At 58.5% G+C, this 16,167-nt stretch carries 11 protein-coding genes; 6 read left to right on the top strand and 5 right to left on the bottom strand.

Going from position 1 to position 16,167, the window contains the following annotated elements:
- Positions 1–8: 8 nt before the first annotated feature.
- The 6 genes from pstA (at position 9) to CKW23_RS17695 (ending at position 10,978) form a co-directional block, all read left to right on the top strand.
- Complete coding sequence (gene pstA / locus CKW23_RS17720; RefSeq protein ID WP_025262548.1) at positions 9–1,679, top strand: phosphate ABC transporter permease PstA; 1,671 nt, start codon at positions 9–11, stop codon at positions 1,677–1,679.
- A gap of 67 nt (positions 1,680–1,746) precedes the next feature.
- The gene (gene pstB, locus CKW23_RS17715) at positions 1,747–2,580 is read left to right on the top strand and encodes a phosphate ABC transporter ATP-binding protein PstB (protein ID WP_025262547.1); all 834 of its coding nucleotides are present in this window, start codon (positions 1,747–1,749) and stop codon (positions 2,578–2,580) included.
- A 70-nt stretch (positions 2,581–2,650) separates the two neighbouring features.
- Positions 2,651–3,412 carry a phosphate signaling complex protein PhoU gene (phoU, locus tag CKW23_RS17710; protein WP_025262546.1) on the top strand — a complete coding sequence of 254 codons (762 nt, stop codon included), beginning with the start codon at positions 2,651–2,653 and terminating at the stop codon, positions 3,410–3,412.
- Between the two features lie 203 nt (positions 3,413–3,615).
- Entirely contained in the window at positions 3,616–4,509 is an 894-nt protein-coding gene (locus CKW23_RS17705) for a response regulator (protein ID WP_025262545.1), read from the top strand.
- A gap of 1,458 nt (positions 4,510–5,967) precedes the next feature.
- Positions 5,968–9,915 (top strand): deaminase domain-containing protein, encoded by a 3,948-nt coding sequence (locus CKW23_RS17700; RefSeq protein ID WP_159918435.1) that lies wholly within the window; start codon positions 5,968–5,970, stop codon positions 9,913–9,915.
- 160 nt (positions 9,916–10,075) lie between these two features.
- Positions 10,076–10,978 (top strand): M23 family metallopeptidase, encoded by a 903-nt coding sequence (locus CKW23_RS17695; RefSeq protein WP_025262543.1) that lies wholly within the window; start codon positions 10,076–10,078, stop codon positions 10,976–10,978.
- A gap of 43 nt (positions 10,979–11,021) precedes the next feature.
- On the opposite strand, the gene CKW23_RS17690 is transcribed toward CKW23_RS17695, so the two are convergent.
- The 5 genes from CKW23_RS17690 to CKW23_RS17670 form a co-directional block, all read right to left on the bottom strand.
- On the bottom strand, positions 11,022–12,362 hold the full coding sequence (locus tag CKW23_RS17690; RefSeq protein ID WP_025262542.1) for a hemolysin family protein: 1,341 nt from the start codon (positions 12,360–12,362) through the stop codon (positions 11,022–11,024).
- A gap of 100 nt (positions 12,363–12,462) precedes the next feature.
- Complete coding sequence (gene phoR / locus CKW23_RS17685) at positions 12,463–13,785, bottom strand: phosphate regulon sensor histidine kinase PhoR (protein ID WP_025262541.1); 1,323 nt, start codon at positions 13,783–13,785, stop codon at positions 12,463–12,465.
- A 63-nt stretch (positions 13,786–13,848) separates the two neighbouring features.
- Positions 13,849–14,538: a phosphate regulon transcriptional regulator PhoB gene (gene phoB, locus CKW23_RS17680; RefSeq protein ID WP_025262540.1), complete on the bottom strand. Its 690-nt coding sequence runs from the start codon at positions 14,536–14,538 to the stop codon at positions 13,849–13,851.
- Positions 14,539–14,638: 100 nt separating this feature from the next.
- Positions 14,639–15,529 carry a 4-hydroxybenzoate octaprenyltransferase gene (gene ubiA / locus CKW23_RS17675; protein WP_025262539.1) on the bottom strand — a complete coding sequence of 297 codons (891 nt, stop codon included), beginning with the start codon at positions 15,527–15,529 and terminating at the stop codon, positions 14,639–14,641.
- Complete coding sequence (locus tag CKW23_RS17670; protein WP_025262538.1) at positions 15,529–16,089, bottom strand: chorismate lyase; 561 nt, start codon at positions 16,087–16,089, stop codon at positions 15,529–15,531. Before CKW23_RS17670 ends, ubiA begins: the two co-directional genes overlap by 1 nt.
- Between the last annotated feature and the right edge of the window lie 78 nt (positions 16,090–16,167).

Raw genomic sequence — 16,167 nt, 5'->3', positions numbered from 1 at the left:
AGAACTTAGTGAAACGGGACTCTCTCAAGAGCTGGTTCAAAAGCGGCGCCCCCGGCGTCTGGCTGAGTGCGGGCGCTGTTTCCATCGCGGTGATCATGACCATCGGGCTGCTGGCGGTGATTGCCGTGCGTGGCCTGGGGCATTTCTGGCCAGCGGATCTGGTGCATGCGCAATACGATGTGCCCGGTCAGCCGCCGCATGTGCTGGTGGGCGAGCTGGTCGAGCAGGAGCAGGTTCCGCTTGCGCGCCTCAAGGGTGCTGGCTTGCCAGTGCCGGACAGCGGCCCCGAATTCATGACCCGCGAGCTGTTCAAGGTCGGCAACCGCGACCTGAACCCCAGCGATTTCACCTGGGTGGTCGGTGAATGGCTGACCGAACAGAGCCTGCCTGCCGAACTGATGACCCTTGAGCGTCGTGAGTGGGGCAACTTCTACGGCTATCTGGTCAACGTCAAGGAAAACGGTACGGTAGTGGCTGAAGGCGAAGCGGCCTGGCCGACCCTGCAAGAGCGTATCAAGCGGGTCGAGAAGCTGGCCGACGAGCTTTACAGCCTGGAAAAGAAAGACATTGGCGCCATCAACCACGGTATCGAGCGTCTGCGCCTGCAGGCCCGCAAGCTGGAGCTGGAAGGCCGGCTCGATGCGACGGCCCAGGCGGACATGGCTGCCGAACGGGCTGAACTGGATGCCCGCTATAAAGTGATCGAAGAGCGGCTTGGCGGCCTGCATCAGGCGTTCGACCGGGACAGCCTGACCGTCCGCGAGGCCAACGGTAAAGAGGTGGAGATCAGTCTGGGCAAAGTGGTGCATGCCTATCAGCCCAATGCCATGGGGTTCTTCACCAAGATCGGTTTCTACTTCAAGAAACTCTGGGAATTCCTGAGCGAAGACCCACGGGAAGCCAACACCGAAGGTGGCATTTTCCCGGCCATTTTCGGCACGGTGATGATGACGCTGATCATGGCTGTGATTGTCACCCCGTTTGGCGTGCTCGCAGCGGTCTATCTGCGTGAGTACGCACGCCAGGGCACGGTCACGCGACTGATCCGCATTGCCGTGAACAACCTGGCCGGTGTGCCGGCCATTGTCTATGGCGTGTTTGGCCTGGGCTTTTTTGTCTATGTGCTGGGCGGTTCTCTGGACCACCTGTTCTTCCCCGAAGCGCTGCCTGCGCCGACTTTCGGCACGCCCGGTCTGTTGTGGGCATCGCTGACCCTGGCGTTGCTGGCGGTTCCGGTGGTGATCGTGGCCACCGAGGAAGGTCTGGCGCGTATCCCGTTGAGCCTGCGTGAAGGTTCGCTGGCGCTGGGTGCAACCAAGGCCGAGACCCTGTGGAAAATCGTCCTGCCCATGGCCAGCCCGGCAATGATGACCGGTCTGATCCTGGCGGTGGCCCGTGCTGCAGGCGAGGTTGCGCCCTTGATGCTGGTGGGTGTGGTCAAGCTGGCACCGTCTCTGCCGCTGGATGGCAACTACCCCTACCTGCATCTGGATCAGAAGATCATGCACCTGGGTTTCCATATTTATGACGTGGGCTTCCAGAGCCCCAATGTCGAGGCCGCACGTCCGCTGGTGTATGCCACGGCCTTGCTGCTGGTGCTGGTGATCGCCTTGCTCAACCTGTCGGCGGTCGCCATTCGTAACCATTTGCGCGAGAAGTACAAGGCGCTCGACAACTGATCCGAAAGTCCCGCCCCGCACTGGCAGGGCGGTTCGATGATGCGAAAAGTTCGCACAGGAGCAATCCATGCAACACGAAGGCTCAAACCACGGCGTCAATCTGTCGGCCCTGGGGCGCAACAAGTCAGGTTTGCATCTGGCCGATGAAATCGTGGCAATCGAAGTGCCGGGCCTGAATCTGTTCTACGGTGAAAAGCAGGCGCTGTTCGATGTCAGCCTGAATATTCCCAAGCAGAAGGTGACGTCGTTCATTGGCCCGTCCGGTTGCGGCAAGTCGACGCTGCTGCGCACCTTCAATCGCATGAACGATCTGGTCGATGGCTGTCGTGTGGAAGGCGCCATCAACCTCTACGGCCACAACATCTACAGCAAGGGCGAGGAAGTCGCCGAGCTGCGCCGTCGCGTCGGCATGGTGTTCCAGAAGCCGAACCCGTTCCCCAAAACGATCTACGAGAACGTGGTCTACGGCCTGCGTCTTCAAGGGATCAACAAGAAGCGCGTACTCGATGAAGCTGTCGAGTGGGCACTCAAAGGTGCGGCCTTGTGGGATGAGGTCAAGGACCGGCTGCATGAGTCGGCGCTTGGCCTGTCCGGCGGTCAGCAGCAGCGTCTGGTGATTGCCCGCACTATCGCCGTGGAGCCGGAAGTCCTGCTGCTCGACGAGCCCTGTTCGGCGCTCGATCCGATTTCGACGCTGAAAGTTGAAGAGCTGATCTACGAACTGAAATCCAAATACACCATTGTGATCGTTACCCACAACATGCAGCAGGCGGCACGGGTTTCTGATTACACCGCTTTTATGCACATGGGCAAACTCGTCGAGTTCGGTGATACGGATACCTTGTTCACCAACCCGACCAAAAAGCAGACAGAAGACTACATCACCGGTCGTTACGGCTAGGACGTGCTCCGTCAGCCCTGAACCACCGCTGCGTTTTCGCAATTAACCGGACGTTCCAAGGACACCCAGCATGATCCACAAAGACAGCCATACACATCACATCTCGCAACAGTTCAACGCCGAGCTCGAAGAAGTTCGCAGCCATTTGCTCGAAATGGGTGGCCTGGTCGAGAAGCAGGTCAACGATGCCGTCACGGCCCTGATCGAAGCCGACTCGGGCCTTGCCCAGCGGGTCCGGGAAGTCGACGACCGGATCAACCAGATGGAGCGCAACATCGATGAAGAATGCCTGCGCATTCTTGCCCGTCGCCAGCCTGCGGCTTCCGACCTGCGCCTGATCATCAGCATCTCCAAGTCGGTTATCGACCTGGAGCGCATCGGTGATGAAGCCACCAAGATCGCCCGTCGTGCCATCCAGCTGTGCGAAGAGGGTGAGTCGCCGCGTGGTTATGTGGAAGTGCGTCATATCGGCGACCAGGTCCGCAACATGGTCCGCGATGCGCTGGACTCGTTCGCACGCTTCGACGCCGAACTGGCCCTGTCCGTCGCCCAGTACGACAAGATCATCGACCGCGAATACAAGACGGCGCTGCGTGAGCTGGCGACCTACATGATGGAAGATCCGCGCTCGATCTCCCGTGTACTGAACGTGATCTGGGTCCTGCGCTCGCTGGAGCGTATCGGTGACCACGCCCGTAATATTTCCGAGCTGGTGATCTATCTGGTACGTGGTACGGACGTGCGCCACATGGGTCTCAAGCGCATGAAAGAAGAAGTACAGGGTATCCTGAGCGAAACATCTAATGTTCCGGGTAAGACTGACGATAATTAAGATTGCCTGCGAAAAAACGCCCGGCACTTGCTGGGCGTTTTTCGTTCAGGGGATTAAGATTTGTAACCGCCCGCGAACTTCCGTGCTGGCGCAGTCATTCAATATGGCAGTTGGCTACCCTCCAACGCTATGCTTGCCGAAACAAAGGGCGTGTTGGCATACCGCAGTTCACCTTCAAGGTGAACACGCCCGCAGGAGCGTCGATGAGTAAAGTCAGTGTATTGGTGGTGGATGACGCGACTTTCATCCGCGACTTGGTAAAAAAAGGGCTGCGCAATTATTTCCCCGGTATTCATACCGAGGATGCGGTCAACGGTCGCAAGGCTCAGGCGTTGCTGGTTCGCGAGACCTTCGATCTGATTCTCTGCGACTGGGAAATGCCCGAAATGTCGGGCCTGGAGCTGTTGGCCTGGTGCCGTGAGCAAGACAGTTACCTCAAGACCGTGCCATTCATCATGGTGACCAGCCGTGGCGACAAGGAAAACGTTGTTCAGGCCATTCAGGCTGGCGTAACCGATTTCGTCGGCAAGCCGTTCACCAACGAACAGTTGCTGACCAAGGTCAAGAAAGCCCTGGCCAAGGTGGGCAAGCTTGATCTGGTGATGTCCAGTGCTCCGGCGCGCATGAACTCTCCGCTCAATGACTCCCTGAGTGCATTGACCGGTGGCAAGGCCGAAGTGGTCCGCAGTGCCGCGCCTGCCCAGGCATCGGCCGGTATTGCCAAGGCGCCGCCTGTGGTTGCCAAGGCGGCGGAGCCTGCAGGTCGCGGGCAAGGACAGTTGCGCCTGCCTAATGGTATTCAGCCGTGCGTGATCAAGGCCTTGAGCCTGAAGGAAGCATCGCTGCTCGTACGTCGCAGCGATGCGCTGCCGCAGGTTCTCGACAGTGCCGTCCTGGATCTTGAGCAGGGCGAGAGCAATGAAGTCGCGCGTTTGAACGGCTACCTGCATTCCGTCGCAGCCTTTGAGCAGAAACCTGACAGCGAATGGTTGCAAGTGTCCTTCCGCTTCGTCGACCAGGATGCCCAGAAGATGGACTACCTGTCGCGCCTGATCGCCCGCGGCACTGCCCAGAAGCACTTCGTTCCTGGCGCCTGATTGCTGACCTCTTCTCGAATGAATTCGCTCCTGTCGTAGGAGCGGATTTATCCGCGAACGATGTCTTAGGCATTTCCCGTTTCAGAACTTTCCTGCGCAATAAATGCTGGTTTTCCGGTTTCGGAGGCTGGTTCTTGCCTATTCAGTTTGTCTCGCCGCATGACATATGCATACGAGACTACTCAAATGACGCCTACCGCAATTCAACCGCTGAATATTCAAACCATCAGCTCCTGTCGATTGTTTTTCAATATCCATCACGCCCTGGGCGTCGATCCTGCCGAACACTATATGGTCGATGCTCAGGCTTTGCCTGAAGAGCATTTTCGAGTGGCCAGGCTCGTTCTCCAGCACTTGCTTGGCGAGGATACGAGCTTCTCGAACACGAACCCTGTACACCCGAAGTCGCTTCAGGGCCAGAAGCTGTTCCTGATTTACCAAAGCGAAAAAGCCTGGAAGCTGTACGCCGATGCAATGGAAACACCTCTGGCAGAGGTGACACCCTGGATGGTGCATCAGTTTTTCGCACGACTTGCCTGGCTCGATGAATCGGCTGTCACCACTGAAACGGCCAGAGCGCAGCTAAGCGCTTACCTGTACGGGCTTCGCCCTTATCGGGGAGCGGATGTTGTGCTGGACCCCAAGGACTATCCCGAACTGGGCGGGTTATTGATGGCTGTCCCGCAAGACCTGCGCCTGTGGATGGTGCAATTCAAACGTGGTGCCCGCTTGATGCCAATCGGTGAATGGATCGCGCGCAGCTCAGGGCGTTCGCTTTATAACGGCATCGCTGCATCCAGAGACGAGCAAGCCCGACGCCCGTTGAGTGTGTTGTGTGATGCCATTGCCGAAATGTTGCCGCCCGGCGAGTATCGCGACAAATCCTTATCGGATGCCCTCGATCAGAAGCTGACAGCAATTGCGACCTGGTGGCTGTTCGAGTTCTATCTGAAAGCGGGTTCGCAGATAGCCTCGCCTTGCGAGGGCTTGCAGATCGATTTCCTGACGCCGATACCTGTCGTCAGCCGGGCCGAGTTTTATCGCAAGGTAGCAGCGTATGCCGTGAACCCCGATGACGAATCCTGGTTGCCCCTGGCTATCGCCAATGCAAAGGGTGCTCCCGGCATGCGTGCGCTCTCGCTGGGGACTGAGCTGCGTTTCACGCATTCAGGCCTGGTGTTCGATTCAGCTATTGCGTTGGCCACTCTGTTGCTGACGTCGCAGCTGCAATCGAGCCCCGAGTTGAGCCATTCGCTGCCAACCAGCCTTGGGTTGAATGTCCATGTCCCGCCGCTGGACTCCTGGAGCCCCGTGCGTGATGCCGATGTTCTGTTCCAGCAATTGGGCATCGGTTTGCTGTGCCGGGCTGATGGCGATGCGAGTGTCATGCGTTGGAGGCCTTCGCAAACCTGGCATGCGCTGATCCAGACTGCACGCTTCAGATCCATGTTTGCCCCGTTGCTCAACAGCATGCAGTGGTACGGAGCACTGGCACACGAACAGGCTTCGCCGGTTATCACTCAGGCGTTGGCGGGGCGCGCCATTGTCGATTACTTCCTTGGCGCAACCCGGACTTTTGCCGAGCCACTGGCAAAGACGCTTCGCTGCACGTGGGTCTGTGAGTACAGCCATGTGCAGCTTTGCGCCAGGGTGCGGGCGGATATCAAGGCGCGTCAGCCCACGGTATCGTCATCGACGCTCGACATGCTTTATTACCTGTTTGCGCGTGAAGCCATGCCTGAACTGCTGGTGGAAGGTGTCCCCGATCACCTGCAATATGGGCGATCGCTGCAAAGCGTGGCCTTGTTGCATGGCGTTGCTCTGGTTGAAAGCATGCGGCCGGGCCATTCCCAGGCCCCTCAGTTTGATGACCTGATCGGGATCAGCTCCGAACTGACCCAATCAAGTGATGCCAATGTCCATGCCTTGTGGGCAAGGACGCTGGCCATTCCGGCTTTGCGCTATGCCATTGCCCATGGCGGTATTGAATGGTCTGGCTCTGACAACATTGATCAGGCAAGCGCCGCGCAAATCAGTCAGGCCTTGAGTTACCTCCAGCAACAACAGGCGCTTCATGCCTCAGAGCTGAATGATTTACTGAGCATCAAGCCGCCGGATCGCAAGCGTCTTGCCGAGCAAATGCTGACCGATGCCCATGTTGATCGCCGGATCTGGGAACTCTCCATCAAGCTTCACGGCTGGCCAATCCTGCAGGAGCACGGCTTCACCATCGCAGACTCCTACTCCATTGATCGTCTGCTGGCTGTCGGACGTCCGCAAGCCAGTGTGCTGGAACTGGTGATGATGGGAGAGGCGTACATACCGGGAAAACCGACGATTCCCGAAGCCTACGCCAGCGCGTTCGACGCATTCCAGCAAGCGTTGATCCGCGCTGAAGCCAGGGTCATGACCCGGTTGCTGGCCGAGATGCAGGCAGCCGATCGCACAGCGTTGCTGAACTCGACCAGCGAAGTGAGTCGGGTGGCTTTCGGTGCCGAAGAGGGTGTTCACGGGCTCTTCATTCGTTGCCAGCCGGGCGATCATCAAGCGGACTTTCACGATCACACGGCCGCTGAGATTTTCTATGAGTTGATTCCTGCTGGCGGTGTGGTCCGAAAAGTCGCTCAACGCTTCCACTACCAGGTCGAGCCCGACACCGGTTTTAGCGGAAATATCTTGGAAACCGTCGAGAAGAGAGAGCGCAATGCCGCAAATGTCGCCAAGGCCCGGGTGACGCCATTGTTGCCATTTGATGGCGATGCGTACCTGAAAGGGACCGCATCACGCTCTTCGGTGGCCTATCACCAGCCACGTCAAGGCGTGTTGATTCCTTGCGCCGAACTGATTTACCTGCCTGACGGCAGTGAGCAGGCCAGGCTTGAAGCTTTTGTGCAGGTTGCGGCGGGTCACTTGTTTACCAGCTTTCTGGAAAGGAGCAGGGCCGAACATGAGCATGCGACTCAATGGGAGCAACTTTGGGCCAAAGAGCGCGAATATGCCGATATCGCCGCATGCTTGCTGATCCCTTTTTATGGCTGCATCACGGATCTGGCCCATGGAGAGCACTCTGCCGGTGTCGTCATCGGCTGTGTGATGGAGGTGGCCTTTGCGTTGATTCCGGCCGGGCAATTTGCCGGTTCCACGGCGCGGATTGTCATCAAGGCCGGTGAAATGAGCGTTCTTTCGGTATTTAAGCTGACTGGTAAAGCGGTGGCTCGTCTGATCGCAGGGCTTGCAGAGCAAAGCGCACTGTTTATTGTGCGTGACGCAGGCAAGTCCGCGCTGAATCTTGGCAGGCTTGGCTGGTCGCGGTTGCTGGAACAAGTGCCTTCGCTGAAAAAAATCTTTGCTTCGCAAGTCTTTATGGACGGCGGCATCAGCCTCGACAAGGGCATGTACCGGATCTCCGACAGTGTGGAGCACCCTTGGCGCCCCAAGGTTAAAGCGCTGGATAAGCGGGTGATTGTCGATGGCCGATCCGATGTGGTCGTGCGCAATATCGGTACAGCGCAAGAGCCGGATTTCAGGTTGCTTGATCCTGAGTCCGATGCAGTGTTCGGAAAACAGCTGACATCTGTTTCAGGCAGCAGGCCGCGGGAGTTCTCAATGTCGTCCGCCGCCGACGGCATTGTTCGTGGTCACTATCCGGTGGTTTTACCGGTGGTCTCGAAAGTGGAGGGCTTTACTGAAATTCGTATCGCCGACAGCTGTGTCGTGCAGGTCATCGAAAGAGAGGAGGGTGTGTTCGATATCCTTGTGGATGGCGAGGTCTATCATCTGGATGCTGGCACGCCGGGTGCTGCCATGCGTAAGCTATCGGCCAGCAAGGTTTCTTCCCGGGCTGGCTGGCTGGAGGAAACCGAGAACCTGTGCAGGTTTCGTCGCAACCTGGAGTCGGTGCCCTGCGCGACAGGTGTAAAACTGGTCACGCCGACGCCTGAGCCCGTGAAGCCTGGATCGCTTTCCCCCAAGCGAACCGGCAAATACCCGAGTCATGCCATTGATGCCCGTGAGTTCACGCTGGCCACCCTGACGACAGGCGCTGGAGAGACTTCGCAACGTCTCGATGTCTTTGTCTATGAAGGAAAGTTCTGCAAATGGGCCGAATCGACTGAAGTGACGCCATCGACTTCGGCACAGGCCTCGACAGGGAAAATGGTCGTGCCTCTTTCACAGGAAGAGCGGGAGCTTTTTTCGTTGCCCGAAACACCGGTTTACTTGCCGGAGCTGGATGGGATCTTGTCGGCTGAGGGCAAATTGGGTGTACCGCCCAACTTTACGCCTCAAGATACCGCTTTCGTTTATGAATTTGCCCCGGTTATCGAATTCGGGCCCATAGCCCAAGGGGTCAGTGATACTCGAACCCTGCGCGGCATGCGCCTTCAATTTGTGAACACAGACTGGATTTTCGTCGAGCCTGACACGGGTGCGTTCTATAAGGCCCGAGTGCCTGAAAGTAATCGCATTGAGTTGAAGTTTTCTCGCGTCACTGAGGTTGACGAGATCAATGAATTCATTCGGGTATCGGAGAAATACCGATTGGTGCGGGAGCGTCCGAATATAGAGACAGATCGGGAAAATATCGCACGTTTGCTCTTTGATATGCTCGATGATGCCGAACGGGATGCGTGGAAAGTTTCCTTGACCCCGCAGATCACTTCTTATGATGACTATGCGCGGTGGTGTATTACCAATGGGGAGGAAAATTCACTTCTGAGATTTGCCAGTGAAATTCTGGCGGGTGAAGAAATCCAGAAGAAATTCGTGGAGCTTGCCAAGCAGTGCATTCCTGACTTCAAGAAGATTGCTCAGAGAAGCGTGCCCGAAAAGCAGCATATCCTGGAAGTTCTCAACAGGCTTTTGCCGGTAGCGGGCTCAAAAGGAAAATGGGTAGAGCTGAATATGCAGAGCATTATTACCTCCAAGGCTACCAACGCGATTCTGAGCCAGATCAAGGGTGCCAACCTTTCCTTTGCCCAGGTTTATACCGAGTCCGGGGAGCGGGTCGTGTATTACGCGCTTTCGGGGGGGGAGAAAGCCAGGGGCCTTAAATTACGGATCGATTCTGCCGAAACGACCGAGCAGATCCTGGACGGGGTCATATTCCGCGATGCCCGTGCCCGAATGGCAAGCCGCGAGCCCGATCCCCGGTTTACCAGCCTGCCGGTGGTCAGGGATGCTGCCCGCACGGTGATTCGGGATTTCAGCCGCGACCTCGATGCAGAGCGATTGATCGCAACCGTGTTGAAAGAGGATATGGCGACGACGCGCTTGACCCATATCAGATTCTTTACCGTGCTCGATACCTGTCGATCCTGTGGCGGATTCGTGCTGCCTCGCTTGAAACTGGATTTTCCTGACGCCCTGTTTTCCGTCACCTACCTGAAAAATTACACCTTTTCGTAACGGACCCTGACCTGTGTGGTGTGCAGGGAGCACCGCACAGCGGCACCATGGCGTGTGTTTCTTGACGCCTCTACGATTATCGATTGATATCGCGGTGTCCATTTCTGCGCTCAACGCTGCTAGGCTTGGCCGCTCTTGTCCGTGACCCAGAACATTTCTGATGCTTGAACGCCTGCTGATCCTGACTGCCCTGACGCTGGCCGTACAAACGGCGGGTGCGGTCACGATTTATAAAACCGTCGATGCAGATGGCGTCGTTTCGTTTTCCGACCGTCCTGCACCCGGTGCTTCTGTCGTGGTGTTCAGGGACCGGATGGTCGAGCATTTCGAGAAGCAGGTGCATCTGAGCGTCAAGAAGGAAGGCGGTGTCCACAGCCTTTATGTGCGCAACGATCTGTATGCGCCGGTCGAGGTTGAGCTCAAGCTTTCCGGGCTGAGCAACGTGCTCGGGGTGACGGGATCGTCGTCAACCATTCGCCGCACCGTGCCTGCGCGCAGTAACGAACGCATGATCGTGCTGAGCCCCAAACAGACGGGCAAGGCCATGAACTACGCCTCGATACTGACTTCCACTCTGGGAGACTCTAAGCGGGCTACGCAGGCCTACAAGTATCCTTTGCCGTGGGTGGGCGGGCCGTTCCGACTGACTCAGGGGCCTGGCGGCAAATACAGCCATTACGGCCCGAAGGGGCGTTACGCGATGGACATCGCCATGCCGGAAGGCACGCCCATCATCGCGGCGCGTGCAGGCACGGTAGTGAAGGTCGAGAACAATCAGACTGGCCGAGGCTCGAACCCGTCAGGCAATTTCGTGCGAATCCTGCACAATGACGGCACTATGGGCGTCTATCTGCACCTGATGCGTGGCTCGGTGAGTGTCAGGGAAGGCCAGCAAGTGCGCGTCGGCAGCCCGCTGGCGCGCTCCGGCAATACCGGCAACAGCACCGGCCCGCATTTGCACTTTGTCATCCAGCGCAATACGGGTCAGGCGCTGGAATCCATTCCCTATGAATTCGCCTCGCCGGTCCAGAGCCTGCCCAATTTCGCCGTGGGCGGGAATTAGGGCTTCGCGAATAAATTCGCTCCCACGGTAGGAGCGAACGCTATCAGTCGATCTTCAGCACCTTGGCCAGCACGATCTTCGGACCTTTCATCTTCTTGATGATGATGCGCAGGCCTTCGACTTCCATCTGCTCTTCCTCTTCCGGCACCCGTTTCAGGGTTTCGTAGATCAGGCCGGCCAGGGTTTCGGCCTCGATGTGGTCCAGATCGATGCCCAGCAGGCGTTCGACCTTGAAGAGCGGGGTATCGCCCCGTACCAGCAGCTTGCCCGGCTGGTAGGCGAGGATGCCGCGTTCGACCTTGCGGTGCTCGTCCTGGATGTCGCCGACCAGCACTTCCAGCACGTCTTCCATGGTCAGGTAGCCGATGATCTTGCCGTCAGCTTCTTCCACCAGCGCGAAATGCGCGCCACCCTTGCGGAACTGCTCCAGCAGTTGCGACAGCGGCATGTGCCGTGAGACGCGCTCCAGCGGGCGGATCAGTTCGGAGAGGTTGAAGGATTCCGGAATATGGTCCAGTGCCGCCAGTTCCAGCAGCAGATCCTTGATGTGAAGCAGGCCGACGAACTCGTTGTTCTCGGCATCGTAGACCGGATAACGGCTGAATTTGTGACGACGGAACTGGGCCAGGATTTCCTTGAGCGGTGCGTTGCAATCCAGGGAAACCAGGTCTTCGCGGGAGTTGGCCCAGTCGACCACTTCCAGCTCGCCCATTTCCACGGCCGAAGCCAGCACGCGCATGCCCTGATCGCTGGGGTCCTGGCCACGGCTGGAGTGCAGGATCAGTTTCAGCTCGTCGCGGCTGTAGCTGTGTTCATGATGCGGGCCGGGCTCGCCCTGACCGGCAATGCGCAGGATAGCGTTAGCGCTGGCGTTGAGCAGGTAGATGGCCGGGTACATCAGCCAGTAGAACAGATACAGCGGCACGGCGGTCCACAGCGACAGCAGCTCGGGCTTGCGAATGGCCCAGGATTTGGGCGCCAGTTCACCGATCACGATATGCAGGTAGGAAATGATGAAGAATGCGGTGAAGAACGACACGCCTCTGATCACTTCTGCGGATTCCACGCCCATCGCACTGAGCAGCGGTTCCAGCAAGTGGGCGAAGGCAGGTTCACCGACCCAGCCCAGGCCGAGAGACGCGAGGGTAATACCCAACTGGCAGGCCGACAGGTAGGCATCCAGTTGCCCGTGAACCGTGCGCAGGATGTGGCCGCTCCAGCCGTTTTTCTTGGCGATGGCCTCGACGCGGGTCGAGCGCAGTTTGACCATGGCGAACTCTGCTGCAACGAAGAAGCCGTTGAGCAGGACCAGGAACAGTGCAAAAAGAATCATGCCGAAATCGGCGAAGAGTGAAGCCGTCGTGAAACTAGGGGATGGGTCCATGGTGGGGTTTTGCGGAATCCGTTGTATTCAAAGATAAGGGCGTGCGGCACAGGAAATGGCGCCATGAACGAGGCAATGTAGCGGCTCGCAGCGAGCTTGCCTAGTAGTCTGGATCCACATCTCCGGGTTTTGCCAACTGAATGGCGGCGAAATGGCAGGTAAATACGCTGCCTTTGCCCATTACGCTGTTGATTTCAAGTGTGCCGCGATGGCGCAGCAACACATGCTTCACGATCGCCAGGCCCAGGCCGGTACCGCCGGTATTGGAGGCGCGGCTGGTGTCGACGCGATAGAAACGCTCGGTCAGACGCGGCAGGTGCTTGGTTTCGATGCCGATGCCCGAGTCGTGCACGCTCAGGTGTGCGCCGCGGTCATCGGTCCACCAGCGAATACGGATATTGCCTTCCGCTGGCGTGTATTTCACGGCATTGAAGATCAGGTTGGAAAATGCGCTGCGCAGCTCGGTTTCGCTGCCCTTGAGCTGCATGTCGCTTTCCACATCGAGGGTGATCTGGTGATTCTTGCTGGCTGACAACGCCTTGGCGTCGGCCTTGATGGTCTTGAGCAGTGTCACCACGGCGACCGGATGGTTGTCCGAGGGGTAGTCAGTGGCTTCGAGCTTGGCCAGCAGCAGCAAGTCGTTGAGCAGCGTCTGCATGCGCCCGCCTTGCTGGTGCATCTGCTGCAAGGCCCGCACCCAGCGCGGATTGACCTCTTCGACGTTGTCGAGCAGCGTTTCCAGATAGCCGAAGATCACTGTCAGCGGCGTGCGCAGCTCGTGGGAAACGTTGGCGACGAAATCCTTGCGCATCTGTTCCAGTTGATGGATCCGCGTGACATCGCGCACCAGCATCAGGTGCTCGTTGTTGCCGTAGCGGGTGATCAGCAACTGGATGCGCAGGTGGTCCTTGGTTGGCGAGGGGATTTCCAGCGGCTCGCTGTAGTTGCCCAGCGCGAAGTATTCCTTGAAGCGTGGATGGCGTACCAGGTTGGTGACCGGCTGGCCGCTGTCTTGAGGCGTCTTGAGGCCCAGAAGCGTTTCGGCAGCGCGGTTCCACCATTCCAGGTTGCCCTCGCTGTCGAGCATGATGACCGCATCGCGCAAGGCTGCGGTGGATTCCTGGACCCGGTCGATGACCGCCTGCAGGCGACCCCGTACGCGCTGATCCCGGCGTTGCAGGTGATAGATGCTGTCGAAGACTTCGCCCCACAGGCCATAGCCGTCAGGTGGCGGCTCGTCAGTGCTGTGGTTGCTCAGCCATTCATGCAGGCGCAGCAGTTGCTTGAGGGTCCAGGCCAGGTAAAGCCCCAGCCCGATAGCCAGGCTCCAGCCGTACTCGCCACTGATCAGGCCGACCACGAGGCAGGCGGTGACCAGCAGCAACATGTGGCGTATCAGCGTGCCGTGCCAGTTTCGATTCAATTAAAGGTACATCCTTGACGGGTACACATTGGCCGCTGCCTTGTGTCTCTACGCAAACGGCTCTCAGCTTTTGGTGGAAAAGCGATAACCGGTGCCGCGCACGGTTTGTACCAGATTCTCGTAAGCATCACCCAGGGCTTTGCGCAGGCGCCGGATGTGGACGTCCACGGTACGCTCTTCGACATACACGTTGCCTCCCCATACTTGATCCAGCAATTGGCCGCGAGTGTAGGCGCGTTCCTGGTGGGTCATGAAGAACTGCAGCAGACGGTATTCGGTTGGGCCCATTTCCGCAGGCTTGCCATCGATGGTCACGCGGTGGCTGACCGGGTCGAGCAGCAGGCCGCCGACTTCTATCGGCGCTTCGCCATCGCTCGGGCCTGCACGGCGCAGAACGGCTTTCAGGCGGGCAACCAGTTCCCGTGGGGAGAACGGCTTGGTGATGTAATCGTCGGCGCCGACTTCCAGGCCCTGGATCTTGTTGTCCTCTTCGCCCTTGGCCGTCAGCATGATGATCGGGATGTCACCGGTCAGTTCGTCGCGCTTGAGGCGTCGCGCCAGCTCGATACCGGATGTGCCGGGCAGCATCCAGTCCAGCAGGATGAGGTCTGGCTTGCGGTCGACGATGATTGCGTGGGCCTGCTGGGAGTTTTCCGCCTCCATGCAGTCATAGCCAGCCATTTCCAGTGCGACGGCGATCATTTCACGAATGGGGGCTTCGTCGTCAACGATCAGGATGCTCCTGCCAGCCATGCTCGAACCTCTTGTCATTTAACTGTCTTGGGGCGCATTAGATAACGGAAATATTGCAGTCGTGTGACATCTTGAGATGAGGCTAGCACGAGGGCCGAAATCAGCGCAGTGCGTAGTCCGCCACAATCCCCAGGAAGATGGCCAGTCCGGCCCAGTGGTTATGCAGGAAAGCCTTGAAACAGGCGTCCCGGTCCTTGAGGCGGGTGCTCCAGTACTCCCAGGCAAAACAGCCGGCGGCCACCAGCAGGCCTGTGTAGAAAAAGGCGCCCAGCTCGAAGCGAATGCCAGCGAGTATCAGGCAACCCAGTGCCAGGCCTTGCAGCGTCAGGATGATGATGCGGTCGGCATCCCCGAACAGCACGGCAGTGGATTTCACGCCGATTTTCAGATCGTCGTCGCGGTCCACCATGGCGTAGTAAGTGTCGTAGGCCACGGTCCACAACAGGTTGGCGATGTAAAGCAGCCAGGCGGCGGCAGGCAATGCGCCTGTTTCTGCGGTGAAGGCCATGGGCATTCCCCACGAGAATGCAGCACCCAGTACCACTTGCGGGTAATAGGTATAACGTTTCATGAACGGATAACAGGCAGCCAGCGCCAGCCCGCCGAACGACAGCCAGACAGTCGTCGAATTGGTCAGCAGCACCAGCAGGAAGCTCAGGGTCACCAGAATGGCGAACAGCGCCAGTGCTTCCCGCGAACTGACCTTGCCGCTGACCAGCGGGCGCTGCTCGGTGCGTTTTACATGGCCATCCACCTTGCGGTCAGCGAAGTCGTTGATGACGCAGCCGGCGGCACGCATCAGAAACACGCCGGTCACGAAAATCAGCACATTGGCCAGCGAGGGTGAGCCCTCACCGGCAATCCACAAGGCCCAGAGCGTTGGCCATAGCAGCAGGTAGACGCCAATCGGCCTGTCGATGCGGGTCAGCTGGATGAAGTCCCAGGCGCGAGGGTTCAGGCGATTGAGGGATTTGAGCAACGACAGGTACATCAGGAGTGTTCCTCGTTCTTGAGGGCGTTCCAGAAACTGGGCAGAAAAATCTCGGCAACCAGCACGCTCAGCGGGCCACGGCTGAAGCACGAACGGCGAGCCCACAGATCGCTGGTGGCATCCGCTTCGGGCAGCCAGGCCTCAGGGTAGCGGCAGACTTGCAGCGGGCCGCGCTCGAAGGCCTTGTCGCTGAACAGTAACTCGCCCAGCGAGCGTGTGCCCAGTTCATCCATGTTCAAGCCGCCTTCGAGCAAGGCACTGCGGGCCGCGACGCTGCGGGCGAATACCCACTTTTCGCCGCGACCGCGCAAATACACTTCACGCACCCAGCCCAGACTGGCCTCGGGTAGCTCAAGAGCGGTGCATTCGTCGGGGCGCAACGGCTGCCAGCCTTCAAACAGCAGCGTGACGCTGAAGCCGTCTGACGACAGGCGCGTCAGGCGTCGGGTCAGGGAGTCCTGATTGAACAGCCAGTCGAGAATCAAGGGCCCCGGCACATTGGCCAGTTGCTCGTGTTCAAGCCATACGGGGGCAGGCAATGCGGGGTTTTGCTGGGACACGGTAAGCGATTATCGGCAGTCAACAAGAAGTGGGAGCTTAGCATGATTGCCGGGGCTGACCGACGATTGGTCGTGCAC

The sequence above is a fragment of the Pseudomonas sp. Irchel 3A18 genome, assembly GCF_900187465.1.
In the GTDB taxonomy this organism is placed as follows: Bacteria; Pseudomonadota; Gammaproteobacteria; order Pseudomonadales; family Pseudomonadaceae; genus Aquipseudomonas; species Aquipseudomonas cichorii.
The sequence above is the reverse complement of the archived record's forward strand: the minus strand, read 5'-3'. Positions and strand labels throughout refer to the sequence as shown.